The 13,647-nt window shown below is 62.2% G+C and carries 11 protein-coding genes; 4 read left to right on the plus strand and 7 right to left on the minus strand.

Translation table 11 applies throughout. The annotated features are described in order from the left end of the window. Positions 1-15: 15 nt before the first annotated feature. Positions 16-663 (plus strand): HemK2/MTQ2 family protein methyltransferase, encoded by a 648-nt coding sequence (locus tag R4P65_RS10575; protein ID WP_411742531.1) that lies wholly within the window; start codon positions 16-18, stop codon positions 661-663. Beyond that, the gene (locus R4P65_RS10580; protein ID WP_317826446.1) at positions 660-5,033 is read left to right on the plus strand and encodes an amino acid adenylation domain-containing protein; all 4,374 of its coding nucleotides are present in this window, start codon (positions 660-662) and stop codon (positions 5,031-5,033) included. Before R4P65_RS10575 ends, R4P65_RS10580 begins: the two co-directional genes overlap by 4 nt. 58 nt (positions 5,034-5,091) lie before the next feature. Here R4P65_RS10580 and R4P65_RS10585 read toward each other — a convergent pair whose 3' ends face one another. Continuing rightward, complete coding sequence (locus R4P65_RS10585; protein ID WP_195791363.1) at positions 5,092-6,300, minus strand: amidohydrolase family protein; 1,209 nt, start codon at positions 6,298-6,300, stop codon at positions 5,092-5,094. A 194-nt stretch (positions 6,301-6,494) separates the two neighbouring features. Between R4P65_RS10585 and R4P65_RS10590 the strand changes: the two genes are divergently transcribed. After that, positions 6,495-7,241, plus strand: a complete 747-nt coding sequence (locus R4P65_RS10590) for an SDR family oxidoreductase (protein WP_019748751.1) — start codon at positions 6,495-6,497, stop codon at positions 7,239-7,241. 146 nt (positions 7,242-7,387) lie between these two features. Here R4P65_RS10590 and R4P65_RS10595 read toward each other — a convergent pair whose 3' ends face one another. The 6 genes from R4P65_RS10595 to R4P65_RS10620 all read right to left on the minus strand — a co-directional run bounded on the left by R4P65_RS10595 (position 7,388) and on the right by R4P65_RS10620 (position 12,943). Beyond that, the gene (locus tag R4P65_RS10595) at positions 7,388-8,569 is read right to left on the minus strand and encodes an acetyl-CoA C-acyltransferase (RefSeq protein WP_317826447.1); all 1,182 of its coding nucleotides are present in this window, start codon (positions 8,567-8,569) and stop codon (positions 7,388-7,390) included. A 39-nt stretch (positions 8,570-8,608) separates the two neighbouring features. After that, positions 8,609-9,952, minus strand: coding sequence for an aromatic acid/H+ symport family MFS transporter (locus R4P65_RS10600; protein ID WP_317826448.1), 1,344 nt, complete (start codon positions 9,950-9,952; stop codon positions 8,609-8,611). An 85-nt stretch (positions 9,953-10,037) separates the two neighbouring features. Then, complete coding sequence (locus R4P65_RS10605) at positions 10,038-11,273, minus strand: alpha/beta hydrolase (protein WP_317826449.1); 1,236 nt, start codon at positions 11,271-11,273, stop codon at positions 10,038-10,040. Next, the gene (locus R4P65_RS10610; protein WP_195791367.1) at positions 11,270-11,515 is read right to left on the minus strand and encodes a hypothetical protein; all 246 of its coding nucleotides are present in this window, start codon (positions 11,513-11,515) and stop codon (positions 11,270-11,272) included. Before R4P65_RS10610 ends, R4P65_RS10605 begins: the two co-directional genes overlap by 4 nt. Next, entirely contained in the window at positions 11,515-12,159 is a 645-nt protein-coding gene (locus tag R4P65_RS10615; protein ID WP_317826450.1) for a VOC family protein, read from the minus strand. Before R4P65_RS10615 ends, R4P65_RS10610 begins: the two co-directional genes overlap by 1 nt. A 25-nt stretch (positions 12,160-12,184) precedes the next feature. Beyond that, a complete protein-coding gene (locus tag R4P65_RS10620) occupies positions 12,185-12,943 on the minus strand; it encodes a maleate cis-trans isomerase (RefSeq protein WP_195791369.1) in 759 nt (252 codons plus the stop codon). Between the two features lie 199 nt (positions 12,944-13,142). Here R4P65_RS10620 and R4P65_RS10625 point away from each other — a divergent pair, with 199 nt between their 5' ends. Beyond that, positions 13,143-13,514 (plus strand): acyl-CoA thioesterase, encoded by a 372-nt coding sequence (locus R4P65_RS10625; RefSeq protein WP_317826451.1) that lies wholly within the window; start codon positions 13,143-13,145, stop codon positions 13,512-13,514. Positions 13,515-13,647 lie beyond the last annotated feature (133 nt).

The raw sequence follows: 13,647 nt of genomic DNA on the forward strand, positions 1-13,647 counted from the left end.
CGGCAGGAGCGCAGTGTGATGATTCGATTTCCCGGTGTCTATGCGCCTCAGAGCGATACCCGCCTCATCTCCGACGCAGTACGCGCCGAGAAGTTGGATGCGTCTTCTCAGGTTCTCGATCTGTGCTCCGGTAGTGGTGCGCTGAGTGTGTGTGCGGCCAAAGCTGGGGCGGGAACGGTTTTCGCCGTGGATATCTCACGACGTGCCGCGGTGTGCACCTGGATGAACGGGCGACTCCGCGGTCACAGAATCCACGCCCGTCACGGAGATCTCCTGGCCCCGTTTCACGGTCGTCGATTCGACCTCGTCGTCTCGAACCCGCCCTATGTTCCTTCTGTGGGCGATCGTGCGCCGCGCACCGGCCGTGCTCGTAGTTGGGACGGAGGCAACGACGGACGCTTGTTGATCGATCGCATATGTGCGACGGCACCGGGTGTTCTGCGGAAGGAGGGCACGATACTGCTGATCCAGTCAGCACTCAGCAGTATCGATCGCACCGTCGAACGGTTGGCCGACCATGAACTCGAGGCATCGGTGGTGTCGAGGACCTTGATTCCTTTCGGTCCGGTCTTGCTGTCGCGCAGGCGATACCTGGAGTCGATCGGTGTCATCGCTCCCGATCAGGTCACCGAGGAGATCGTCGTGATCCGAGCGAGACGATGACGCCGTTGACAGCTGCACAACGCTCGTTGTGGTTCGCTCAGTCCCTCGAGCCGACGACGCCGTTTGTCATAGCTCAGTTCGTTGATCTGAACGGTGAGCTGGACGCGTCTCGACTGGAATCAGCGACAGTCGCCGCGCACCGTGAGTTCGGTGTTGCGGGCCTTCGTCTACGTGTGACGGAGGGAGTGCCTGACTTGGACGACGACCCTGATGTGGCACTGATCGGTGGCAGGCTGGATTTTCGTCGATACGACGATCCCGTCGAGGCAGCGATGGCGTGGATGAATCGAGAGTGGATCACAGCAACTCTCGATCCGGGTACTGCCCTCACCGTCGCAAATCTGTTGCAGGTCGGTCCTCATCGCTGGTTCTGGTACTACCGTGCGCATCACATCGCACTCGACGGTTACTCCGCTGCACTTCTGATGCGCCGCACCACCGAGATCTATCTGTCCGCTGGTCCGGTGAGGCCGGATCAGGTCGACTCGGTTGTGGCGGATCGCGCGGCGGCGGTTGCCCGCCAGGAAAGCCGATACCGAGAATCACAACGCTGTGTCCGCGATCGAGAGTTCTGGCATGAGAAACTCCGGTCAGTTCCTTCATTTCCGTCCTTGGGAACGAGTGCGACGGGTACTAATCGGCGAAGAACGCTGCGGGCGAGTGGCACAGTGCCACTTACCGATATCTCGGCAGCAACCGTGATATCGGCGTTCGCGTCGTACGTCGCGCTGATGTGTGGTGTCGACGACCTGTGTTTGTCGTTGCCGGTATCCGGACGAGTGACTGCTGCGTCGAGATCGTTGCCAGGCGCGATGTCGAACGTGGTTCCTCTGGTACTTCACGGAGTGGGTGCATCGACCCCCTCCTCGGCAGTACGCGTTGTCGAAAGCGCACTGAGCGAGGCACTTCGGCACCAACGTTACCGCCGGGAGGATATTTCCGCTCTGACTGACGGTCGACGGCAGTCAAGAGTGCAATCGTTCGGTCCGGTCGTCAACGTCATGTTGTTCGACAGGACCCTGACCTTGGGTGCGGTACGAGGTCACGTCGAGATACTCACGACCGGACCGGTCGACGATATTGCGCTCAACGTCTACCCCGGTTACACAGGGAACGTTCGTGTCGATCTCGAGGCCAACGGTGCGCTGTACAGCTCTGCCGAACTTTCTGCGCATCATGATCGATTCGTTCGGTTCCTCGAGGCATTCGTCGACACACGCTCGGATCATCCTGCTCCGCCTCTGTGGACGGATGTCGAGCTGGGAGCCACGACGCCGGCGTGTGGCGAGCTTTCGGTCGAGCCCAGAAGTCTTGATTCTCTTCTGCGTTCCGCAGTGAACCACGCTGCCGATTCGGTTGCGATCTCCGACGGTGATCGGTCATGGACCTACGGGCACCTCGATCGGATGGCGGAGATATGGAGTCGACGCTTGAAGTCCGCCGATGTGGGTCCCGATGATGTTGTCGTCGTGACGATCCCGCGATCCATCGAATCGGTCCTGGCAATGTGGGCTGCGGCGCGAGTGGGAGCTACATACGTACCGGTCGATCCGGCCCACCCCGCCGAACGGCTCGTGGACATGCTCGGTGTATGCAAACCGAAGATCGGGCTCACGACTTTCGGGCTGCGAAATTCGTTGCCGTATGACCTCGAGTGGCTGTTTTTGGACCGCGACCCCGGTGCTTTCGGGCCGTCCTTCGACGCCGAGCCCGCACATGCCGATCATCGGGCCTACATGATCTTCACCTCCGGCTCCACGGGCCGGCCCAAAGCGGTGTCGGTCACTCACCGTGGCCTGGCCAATTTGGCTACCGACATTCGCAAGAAATACGAGCTAGATTCACGCTCTGTCGTAATGCATTGTGCTTCAACCAGTTTTGACACGTCTTTCGTAGAGATGCTCGCTCCCGCTCTGTTCGGCGCCTCGTCGGTGATCTGCCCACCCGAGACCGTTGGTGGATTCGAGCTGGAAGACCTCATCTGCCGTCATGCCGTGACACATCTACTCGTAACACCTTCGGCGCTCGCAACATTGGCTCCGGAACGGGTGCCCTGTTTGAAATTCCTGATAGTCGGTGGCGAGAAATTACCGCACGAACTGATGCGCCGGTGGGCGCCGTTCGTGCGTGTTCGAAGCGCGTACGGTCCTACCGAGGCGACATGCAGTGTCACCATCACCGACGTCTTGAACGTCGACGATCGTGTGACACTCGGGCGGCTCATGCACGGAGTCGAGGCGGTGGTTCTCGACGCATCGCTCGAGCCGTTGTCCACCGGGGCCGCGGGGGAGCTCTACCTGTCGGGACCTGGATTGGCCAGAGGATACGAGGGTAGAGCGGGGGAGACGGCTGCGCGTTTCGTTGCGTCCACTCTTTCATCGGGGCAGCGTATGTTCCGAAGCGGCGATCGGGTCCGATGGACAGACGACGCCCAATTCGAATTCCTCGGCCGCACAGACGATCAGGTGAAGGTGCGTGGGCGCCGAATCGAACTCGGTGAGATCGATTCCGTCCTGTACGGCCACCCGTCGGTCGAGTTCGCCACGACGTTGGTCCGCGATCTGGCCAACGGTTCGCCGGCGCTGGTGAGTTACGTGAAACTGCACTCGGGAATCCTGGACTCGGATGCGAGTATCGAACGCCTTCTGACACAGAAGTTGCCGGAATACATGATCCCGGTCGTCGTGATTCGCATCGACGCGGTTCCGCTCACCACGAACAAGAAAGTCGATCGGGGCGTGCTCCCCGCTCCCACCTTCGAGCGGAGAGAAGCGGTACGGGTCGCAACACCGATCGAGTCCCGCATCATCCGTACCTTCGAGGAAGTGCTCACGGCCACCGAGATCGGCCACAGCGATTCGTTCTTCGATCTCGGGGGAGATTCATTGTCTGCAACTCGAGTGATCGGCCGCCTCAACGCTGATTTCGGCATAAACCTCGGTGTTCGCGATCTGTTCGACTCGCCGAGCGCCGCCGCGCTCGCGAGTTCCTTCGGACAACACGTCGGACGGGTGCCACCATTGGAACGAGCCGGCGACGCCTCGACGCCGCTGCTTTCACCTGCACAGGAATACATCGGTCGAGAACTCACCTCGCCTGCTCTGTACAACCTGCCCTTCACAATTCGCGTGCGTGGCAGACTCGACCACGACGCGTTGGCTTCGGCCGTGCATGACGTAATGGTCAGGCACGAAACACTTCGAACCGTGTATCCGGATGTCGCGGGTTCGCCCCGCCCGCTAGTAGTGAATCCGGACCGGATTCCGCGCGGACTTCAAGTGATCGAAGGGAATTCGAGCGATGCAGGATCGATCGTTCACCAGACGCTCTCTCGGGGTTTCGATGTGCGTTCCGAGATCCCCATTCGCTTGATCGTGTGTGCATACGGTCGCGACGATCATCTGTTGGCGGCGGTTGTCCATCACATTGCGGCAGATGGATGGTCTCTCGCCATCCTCGCGCGCGACTTGTCCATCGCGTACGAGGCTCGCGCGCGGAACACACACCCGACGTGGCCGGAGACCGCGGTGCGGTACTCGGACTACGCCAAGTGGCGCACGGCAATTCTGGGCGCGCAGCAGGAGCGGACAGACCTCACTGTCGGTCAACTCGAACACTGGGCGACGGTTCTCGACGGGGCACCGAGCGAGATTTCTCTGCCACTTGACCATGCTCGGCCCTTGATGTGGACGTTCGGGGGTGGGCGAGTCGAATTCTTGCTCGATTCCGAGACTCATCGCGGGTTGACGACGACTGCAAAGCGAGTCGAGGCCGGGATGTTCACTGTCGTTCACGCCGTCTTGACGGCGACACTGAGTGCTCTGTCCGGTGACCACGACATCATCATCGGTAGCCCGGTCGCAGGCCGGGGCCATCCGAAACTCGACGACCTCGTGGGCATGTTCGTGAACACACTCGTGCTTCGCACACACGTCGACGTCACGGAGGACTTCGACTCTCTTGTAGCCGAGTGCCGCCGAGTAGAACTGTTGGCGCACGATCACAGTGATGTGCAGTTCGAGCGACTGGTCGACTACCTCGATCCTCCTCGTCATGCGTCGCTGCACCCGTTCTTCCAGGTGGCAATGTCGTTCGAGAACTTCCCTGCCGCAGTGCTCGAATCCGACGGGCTTACCTTCGAGGTCACGCCGCGGCCACTCGACATCGCCAAGTGTGACCTTCATTTTCACTTCGCCGAAGTGTTCGACGAAACCGGTGAACCCGCCGGGATCGAGGCGACACTCGTCTACTCCTCCGATCTCTTCGACGCAGCTACCGCCACCCTCTTCGCCAAGACCCTCTCCGCAACCGCGGATGCTCTCGTGGCGAGTCCGGATGCAGCGTTGCTCGCGCTGGACACGAAACCGTAACGGTGAGTGTGCGTTTCGATCAGACCGCCTGCCGATCGGTCGTCGGGTACCTGTCCGATTATCGCGGGACGCGAGAGAGTTTGTCACCGCGCCGCCATATGCCCGCGATCGAGAGAGTTGCTGTGATCTCACGCGTGGGATCGCCCTCGACCAGAAGCAGGTCAGCCTGAAGCCCTGGTGCGATACGACCCCGGTCTGTGAGACCAAACCGCCGGGCGGGCGATGACGTCGCCGCGCGCAGCGCTTGCACCGGCGACAGACCTGCCCGGACGAGAAGCTCGAGTTCGCCGTGCATGCTCACGCCGTGCGCGGTGCCGACCACTCCGATGCCGGCAGCATCAGTGCCTGCCAAGATGTCCACTCCGGCTTCGTGCATCCGCCGGGTCGCTTCAATTGCATGGTCGATAGATCCAGGAGAACCGAGATGCCAGCATTGGCATAGATTTTCGTGCCACGAAGCGGGGATGAGTGGACGGGCTCTGTCGTCGTTGGCGAGGTGAGTACCGTCGATGTCGCTGGCGAGGGAACCAACCGTGCTGAGTGTCGGAGTGATGAAGATCCCAGCATCGAGCGCCTGGGCGATGATCTCGTCTGTGGGCGGTCGATCGAAGAAGATGTGTACGAGCCCGTCGACTCCGGCGCGAAGAGCCTGCTCCGCTCCGGCCAGTGACGTGACGTGCGCAACCGCCATCTTGCCGTGGTCATGTGCCGCGTCGACGATTGCCCGTGCCACGTCCTCGCCGAGGGTGGGGGAATCGTGCCCGAGCGAAGTGCCGTCGTCGATGAGAAGTTTGATGTAATCCGCGCCCTCCGCCACGCGGGCGGCGACAAATGGGAAGGCGTCCTGGAGGGAATTCACCACCGGGTACTGCTCATCGAAGTAAGTCCCGATCATCATCGATGGATGCCCGCCCAGCACAGTGGCACCGATGGATGCGGACCGCACGTCAGCGAGGTCATTGCGCTCGGCGGCATCGCGCCGCTGCGAGTCCATCCATTCCGGACAGGAGAACATATCGAGTTCCGTTGTCACGCCGAACAACAGGGCGTTCTCCAATGATGGCGGCTGCGCGTGTGTGTGGCTGTCGATCAGTCCGGGGAGCAGAGTCTTCCCCCGCCCGTCGATGACGTCGATGTCGGCAGTCGAGTCGAACTGCGTCGCGACGGACTCGATGAATCCGCCCTTGATGTGGACCGTCGAATGCTCGACGACGTCCTCTCCGTCGAAGACTCTTACATCCCTGATTGCGAATCCTGTGTCTGTCATTGTCCTGCCATCCATAGTCACAGCATTTACGTTGATGTAATATATTGAACACCAATGTAAATTGATGTGTCAAGGGACACACCTGAGAATTGCGTCCGGCAGTCGCCGGGAGTTGGCAGCCCCAATCTGGGCGGATGCCACAGCACGCCGAACAACCACGTGCCGCAACGAACATGAATAGAAAGCAGGATGCGATGAACGGGAATCAACGAGCCGCGCTCGTCACTGGCGGGTCTGCAGGAATCGGGCTGGCTATCGCGGAAGCGCTCGCTGACGAGGGCTACAACCTGACAATTGTCGCCCGGGACCAGGGTAAACTCGCCGACGCTGCGACTCACCTGCGCACGCGTGGCGTCGAGGTCCTGCCGGTGTCCGGGAATCTGGCCCACAGCGCCGACTGCGAGGCCGTAGTGACCTCGCACGTCGAGCGGTACGGCCGCACCGACGTCCTGATTAACAATGCCGGCCTGGGACTGAGCGGAAACATCGCCGACATGGCGACGCCGAAGCTCGACCTCCATCTGAATCTGAACCTTCGGTCCGCCTATCTGCTGATGCAAAGCTGCATTCCGACACTGCAGGTGGCGGGAGCCGAACACGGTAAGGCCTTGATCGTCAACGTGAGCTCGATCTTCGGCAAGTTGCCGCGGGCAGGAGTGGCCGCGTATTCGATGACCAAGGCGGCGATGATCGCCCTGAGCCAATCGGCGCACGGCGAGCTCAGCCGCCTTGGCATCCAGGTCACCGCCATCTGCCCGGGATTGGTCGAGACACCCGGATCCACGTGGATGGACAAGGAGCCAAGTGCCATGCTGTCGCCCTCGGACGTCGCCGAAGCGGTGCGATTCCTTTTGCGCACCTCGCCGCGGTGCGCGGTTCCCGAAATAACACTGACCACCCCCGGGCCGGACGTCCACTATGTCGACCTTCCGTGGACCTGACCGGCTCTAGCTGCCAAACGGCTCCTGGACCGTCAGCCCTACGCAGGGTTGACGGTCCAGGAGCGAAATCCACCGGGCCGGACATTTGCACGCGGCGATTGCCCATCTTGCGCCTTCAGGGTAAAAGCTTTGCAGGATGACAGATTTCAGTTTGTTTCGAAGAGTGCGGCTGCGCCCATTCCGCCGCCGACGCACATCGAGATCACGACATACCGAACGCCTCGGCGCCTCCCTTCGACGAGAGCGTGGCCGACCAGGCGGGCGCCGGTCATCCCGTACGGATGACCGATCGAGATTGCGCCGCCGTTGACATTGAATCGGTCGGGGTCGATACCGAGATGATCGCGGCAGTAGACGGCTTGGGAGGCGAACGCTTCGTTGAGTTCCCACAGCCCGATGTCGTCGACAGTGAGGTTGTGCTGCGCGAGTAGTTTCGGGATCGCGAAGATCGGTCCGATTCCCATTTCGTCCGGTCCGCACCCTGCCACGGCCATGCCGCGGTACACGCCGAGCGGTTCGAGACCGCGTCGCTCGGCCTCCTTCGCCTCCATCAGGACCGACGCCGAGGCGCCATCCGAGAGCTGCGAAGCATTGCCCGCGGTCACAGTCGACGTGGTTGTCACTTCGCCGTCGAGGAGGACCGGCCGGAGGGCGGCGAGTCCGGCGGCAGTGGTGGAGGGGCGGTTCCCTTCATCGGCGATCAGTTGTACGGGCGCGATTCCGTCTTCGGTGGTTTTGATGCTGTCGATGGGAACGATTTCGGCGTCGAAGAGGCCCGCGGCCTGCGCTGCGGCGGTCCGCTGCTGGGACAGCAGCGCGAACTCGTCTTGCCGGTCTCTGCTGACCTTGTACCGTTCGGCCACGATTTCTGCTGTGTGCAGCATCGGCAGGTAGGTACTCGGGAGGTTGTCTACGAGCCAAGGATCTGTTGCGCGATAACGGTTTTGGTGTTCGTTCTGGACCAGGGAGATCGACTCGACGCCGCCGCCGATCGCGATGTGCATGCCGTCACCGACGATCTGTTTGGCGGCAGTGGCGATGGCCATCAGCCCTGAGGCGCACTGGCGATCGATGGTCATCCCTGGCACGGAGGTTGGGAGCCCGGCGCGCAACGCGGCCTGGCGGGCGATATTGGTTCCGGATGGGCCCTCCTGCATGGCGCAGCCGAGTACGACGTCCTCGATCTCCCGGCCGTTGATTCCGGCTCGTTGCGCGGCGTGGGCGATCGCGTGTGCGGCCAGGTGCTGAGGTTGTGTGTTGTTGTGGGCGCCTCGGTATGCCTTGCCGATCGGCGTTCGGGCTGTCGAGACGAGGACGGCTTCCCTCATGGTGTGCTCGTTTCTGGGTGAAGTTTCTCGGTGTGGGGTTTATCCGGCGAGGTTGGTGGGCGCGACACCGCGTTCTTGGTTTGTGATTCCAGTTGGGTTGGAAGTTGTTGCCGTGTCACCAGTGGTGCGCGGTACGAGCAGTGTCAGTGCCGCGCCGACGACGGCAGGCACGGCGAAAGCGAACAGTTGCCAGGTGGTGTTGGCGCCGAGTGAGACGAAGAGGCCACCGTAGGTGGGGCCGACGATGGCACCGATCCGCCCGACCCCCAGTGCCATACCGAGCCCGGTTGCGCGGCAGGAGGCGGGGTAGAAGGTGCCGATGTAGGTGTTGAGCAGGATTTGAGTACCCGTGGTACCGAGTCCGGCGAGCAATACCAGCAGATAGACGACTGCGAGGGGTGGAGTGGTGGCGATGGCCAGCAGGGACAGTGCGGCGCTGAGGAAGAAGGCGGCGGTCACGGGTTTGATGCCGTACCGGTCGGCGAGCATCGCGCCGACGAGCGCTCCTACCGCACCGCCGACGTTCAAGACAAGCAGAAAGGACAATGCGGCCCCCAGCGGGTAACCGGCGGATTTCATGAGCGCAGGAAGCCAGGTTGCGACACCGAACAGTACGAGAAGGCAGACCAGAGTCATTGCCCAGAACAGCAAGGTCGCCAGGGTGCGTTCGTTGCCGAAGAGTGCGCGCAGTCCGCGTTCGTGTGTGGGGATGCAAGCCGGTTCGGGCGCGGGGGCGGCGGGGAGGTCGAGGCCGTATCGGTTGGCAATTGCTGCAGCAGCGTCGTGCTGGCCCCGGGCGGCGAGGTACGCGGGTGATTCTGGGAGATACCGGAGCATCATGGGTAGGAAGACGAGTGCTGGCACCATTCCGGCCAGGAACATTGCGCGGAACCCGTACTCGGGCACGAGCCAGAGCGAGAGCACTCCGGCAAAAATCCCGCCGATGCTGGTGCCGACGAACCCGAGCGCCACCGACCGGGCCCGGGCTCCGGGGGTGGCGAACTCGATCAACGTCGCTGCCGCGGTGGGCATGAGTACGCCGGCACCGAGACCCACGAGGAGGCGCCCGACCCCGAAGATCGCGGGGGTCGGTGCGATGGCGCACAGGCCTGTCGCTGCGGAGAAGACGAGGACGGCGGCGAGGATGGTGCGTCGCCGTCCCCATCGGTCGCCGACGGCCGCGGCGAGCAGGGCGCCGACCAGCATTCCGACGCCGACGAGCGAACCGAGCATTCCTACGTCGGTGGCATCGAGATCCCAGGGGGCGTAGCTCAGCAGTGAAGGAACGACGGTTCCGTACATCAGAAGGTCATAGCCCTCGAGGACGAGTGCCATGAGGCAGAGCCCGACGACGGGCGCTGCGGGTGGGATACGGGCAGACATCAGTGTCTCCGCTCGGCGTGGATTGGCCCCTTCGGCTCTCCTGAATGCAAGATGGGTCGGGGCTCAGAGGGATTGGGGGGAATGCTCAAGCGAACCGAGTTGCCAACCAGGCGCCGATATCGGCTGCGGCAAGGCTGGCGCCGGTGGGGGCACCGTCGTGGATCGGGCCGCCGAAGTGGGTACCGGCGACGCGGACGTGGGTTTTGTCCGTTGATCCGAGGGCGTCGACCATGGTTGTGGCGTCCTCGGGGAAGCAGGCTTGGTCGCCGGTGAGTTCGACGAACAGGGACGGTGTGGTGAGAGCAGGGGCACAGCGGAGGAAGTCGGCGTTGCTGCTCAGTCCCGACCAGGTGGACAACCAGGCGTCGGGGGTGGCCAAGCGTCCAAAGCCGACGAGTCCGTAGTTGGTCAGGTCCGGCCGCCGGCCGAGGAGCGAGCCGTAGGGGCGCCCGTTCGAGCTCAGAGACAAGTCCGTGAATCGCAGATCAGCATCGGTGCGATACACGGTCAACACTCGGGGTGCGAGCGCGGCGCGGCGTTCGGCTGAATCGGAAGTGCTTGTGTATCGCTCACGCGCAGCTGCGGCTTCGTCGATGCGTGCGCGGGCAATCGCGTCGAGGCGGGCGATGCGCTCCCGCTGCGCTGATCGGTAGCGAATCACGAACTCGGGCGAGTACGAGGAACTGTGCGGAGGTTCGGCGAATCCGTTGGTGGGATCGAACGGATTCAACTCGGAATCGGTTGCCAGTGGATCTGTTTCGTCGATGACCGAAGGGTCGATCAACCGCAACAGCAGTGCTCCTTGACCGGGGTGCGGGGCCATGAACACTGCCGCGTCGGGCAGCGGCATCTGCGCTCCCGCCAGGTCGATGGGCCGGCCGGCGGGCGTGTGGGTCAGGCGCTCAGCGGCCGGTAAACCAGCTTGCTGGTGGTAGAACGCGAAGAGAGTGCCGCCACCGGAATGCCCGAGGGTGACGACGTGATCGAACCCTTTCTCCCGCAGGAATACTTGCCCTGCTGCCGCATCGAGAAGGGCCTGTTCATGCACCAAAGCGATGTCGTTGTTGACCGACCGGGTGCCCTGCGTCCATACCGCGTATCCGCGTGCGAGCAACTCGGGGACGAGCACGTGGTGTGTCAGGTCTTGCCGAGGGTGCATCAGCGTGACCACGGTGCGGGCGCCAGGCACGACCCGCAGGATTCCACTGACCTTAGCCCCGTCCGCAGTGTTGAGCTCGTGCAGTGAGACCACTGTGGTCTCGGGCGCTTGGGCGGCGTCGATGTAACGGCCGGCACCAAGGCGCGGTGTCTGCTCGGTCATTGCGGCTCGATTCGCATTGCGTCCTTGTCCCACTGGGTGATTCGAGACCGATACAGTCCGGCAACGCTGCTGTACCACACTGCGTGACGTGCTTCGGTCGCCCGTCGGTCGATCACGATGGGGGAGTCGGAGACAATTCGGTAGTACGGTCCGACGCGTTCAATCGTTACCGCAGGGTCTTGTCCGGCGACTGCGGCGACTGGAATGTTCTCGGGAACGTCGAGGATGAACATAGTGGTCATCAGATGCTTGACCTTTCCTTCTCGTCCTGTACTCGCTGCCAGGCTTCGGCTCGCTCGACGATCAGCTCGGCCTTTCGAGTCAGTAGGGCTGACATGCTCGGTTCGGGGCTGGACACGACATCGACGAGGGCGTCGATGGTGAGATTGGCGTCCAGATCCTCCTGCGGGGTCACCGGACGAAGGGCACGAGTGATCTCGATCATGTAGCCGTTGGGATCGTGGGTGTAGATCGACTCGATCGTCTCGTGCTGGATTTGCATTTCGACCGGCCAGTCGCTGCCGTCGAGGCGCCGCCGATATTCCAACAGATCTTTCTCGTTGTCGACGTGGATCGCGAGGTGTCTCGATCGGATGAAGAAGATCGGCACGTTTGCGGCGAAGCGGGAGTACGAATCGCCTTGCGGGCCACCTTCGAACGGGTCGAGGCCGAAGTAATAGAAGAATGCAAGCCGATCGTCGTTTCCGATGTCGAAGAAGAAGTGGATGAAGTCCGGGTGTTTCTCCGGACCCCACCCTGCGGCGCAGATGGAATGCACCACCGGAAATCCGAGCACGTCTCGGTAGAACTTGACGGTAGCGGCGGGATCAAAGGTCGGGTAGGCGACGTGATCGACGCCTTTGACGGTGTGTTGCAGTGTGGGCATGGTGAACTCTCCCAAGGGTTTCGGGCTAGCGACGGGTGGTTGCTGGCGAGTCGGCGCGTAGCAGGCTCCCCGCGCCGGGAAGGTCGACGGGAAGGTCGAGGCCACGCAGGAGGCTGTAAGCACCAGCGGTGGCGGCTGAGAGAACTGGCAGTCCGAACTCGTCTTCGGCTGACTGGACAAGGTTGAGAGACGGCATCTGCACACAGGCAGAGATCACCATCGCATCGGCTCCGGTGAGGTCCAGGGATCGGGCAGCCTCCATGACTCGTTCGCCGGGGATGCAGCCGACCTCGGCGTTGTCCGCCACCTCGAGTGCACGCCAGTCCGTGACCTGAATACCTTCGGCCTCGATGTAGGCGACTACCTGCTCGGCGAGCGGACGCATGTACGGGGTGACCAGGACTATTCGCTTCGCGTGGATCGCGCGTAGCGCTTCGACGAGGGTGCCCGCGCTGGAGCGAACGATCGCATCCGAACCGCCGGTTGCCAGTTGCTCGGCGACGAGTCCTTCCACTCGCTGGTGCTCGCCTGGACCCACTGACATCAGGGCGACCAAGCATGCGTAGAGGACGCCGTCGACGCCTGCGTCACCGAGTTCGAGGATGCATCGTTCACGTTGAGCGTTCATAGCCCGCAACTGTTCCGGTGATACGGACTGCATCCGCATCCGGCTCGAGTGGAACGAGAACTCGGCGTCGGTATGTCGGCCGAGCAGGGCCGGCATTTCCGTCTCGACCGTCACATTCGAACTCGGAACGACGAGTCCGATTCTGTGAATGCCCATGGGGTAGCCCTTCTGATCTGGAATTTCCGGGCGACATGTGATGGTCCGCCCGACTAACGTAGATTTACGTTGATGACAATTATTCGACGTTAGTGACGATTCGTCAAGCCCTGTCGGGCCTCGAGCGCGATTGCGAATGCGTGCGCTCCGCTGGCTTCGACGTGCGAGCGAGCGAAGGAGGGTGATCTGAATGGCCCACATGAGCAAGAACATTCGAGTGGAATGGGTCGACGTGGACGGTGGTGGCGCGGCGCATCACTCGATGGCGTCAATATGGGCTGAACGCGTGGAGCATTCCTTGCTCAGGGAGTTGCAATTGCCGCCGGATCGTTTTCCTCGTCGCCGGGTCGAAGTCGACTTTCATCGCGCCCTTAGGTTCGGGGATTGTTTCACTCTGTCGTTGGAGATTGCGCAGGTCGGCGCGACCTCGGTGGTGTATCTATGGTTCGCACGGATGTGCGGCGAGGTCTATTTCTCCGGTTGTACGGTCACGGTTTTCGTGGATGACGAGGGTCGCTCGCGAACGGTTCCTGACGCTCTTCGGTCGAAGGTCGGTTCGCCGCTTACCTGACCAGCGCGCCCGGCATCTGTGTGGTCGTGCTGGCATGTTCACCTTTCGTGTCGATTCTCACATTTGACTATTGACTTGTTGTCGCGGACGTCGAATAATCGACATAGACGTAAGCAGTGTTCGAGATGACCTC

This window comes from Rhodococcus sp. IEGM 1318, from assembly GCF_033142465.1.
Taxonomy (GTDB): domain Bacteria; phylum Actinomycetota; class Actinomycetes; order Mycobacteriales; family Mycobacteriaceae; genus Rhodococcus_F; species Rhodococcus_F qingshengii_B.

What these genes read in the sequence shown, in the direction of transcription:
- R4P65_RS10580 (WP_317826446.1), top strand. Translation starts at nt 660, where the DNA reads ATGACGCCGTTGACAGCTGCACAACGCTCGTTGTGGTTCGCTCAGTCC.
- R4P65_RS10585 (WP_195791363.1), bottom strand. Translation starts at nt 6,300, where the DNA reads ATGACAGACACAGGATTCGCAATCAGGGATGTAAGAGTCTTCGACGGA.
- R4P65_RS10590 (WP_019748751.1), top strand. Translation starts at nt 6,495, where the DNA reads ATGAACGGGAATCAACGAGCCGCGCTCGTCACTGGCGGGTCTGCAGGA.
- R4P65_RS10595 (WP_317826447.1), bottom strand. Translation starts at nt 8,569, where the DNA reads ATGAGGGAAGCCGTCCTCGTCTCGACAGCCCGAACGCCGATCGGCAAG.
- R4P65_RS10600 (WP_317826448.1), bottom strand. Translation starts at nt 9,952, where the DNA reads ATGTCTGCCCGTATCCCACCCGCAGCGCCCGTCGTCGGGCTCTGCCTC.
- R4P65_RS10605 (WP_317826449.1), bottom strand. Translation starts at nt 11,273, where the DNA reads ATGACCGAGCAGACACCGCGCCTTGGTGCCGGCCGTTACATCGACGCC.
- R4P65_RS10610 (WP_195791367.1), bottom strand. Translation starts at nt 11,515, where the DNA reads ATGACCACTATGTTCATCCTCGACGTTCCCGAGAACATTCCAGTCGCC.
- R4P65_RS10615 (WP_317826450.1), bottom strand. Translation starts at nt 12,159, where the DNA reads ATGCCCACACTGCAACACACCGTCAAAGGCGTCGATCACGTCGCCTAC.
- R4P65_RS10620 (WP_195791369.1), bottom strand. Translation starts at nt 12,943, where the DNA reads ATGGGCATTCACAGAATCGGACTCGTCGTTCCGAGTTCGAATGTGACG.
- R4P65_RS10625 (WP_317826451.1), top strand. Translation starts at nt 13,143, where the DNA reads ATGAGCAAGAACATTCGAGTGGAATGGGTCGACGTGGACGGTGGTGGC.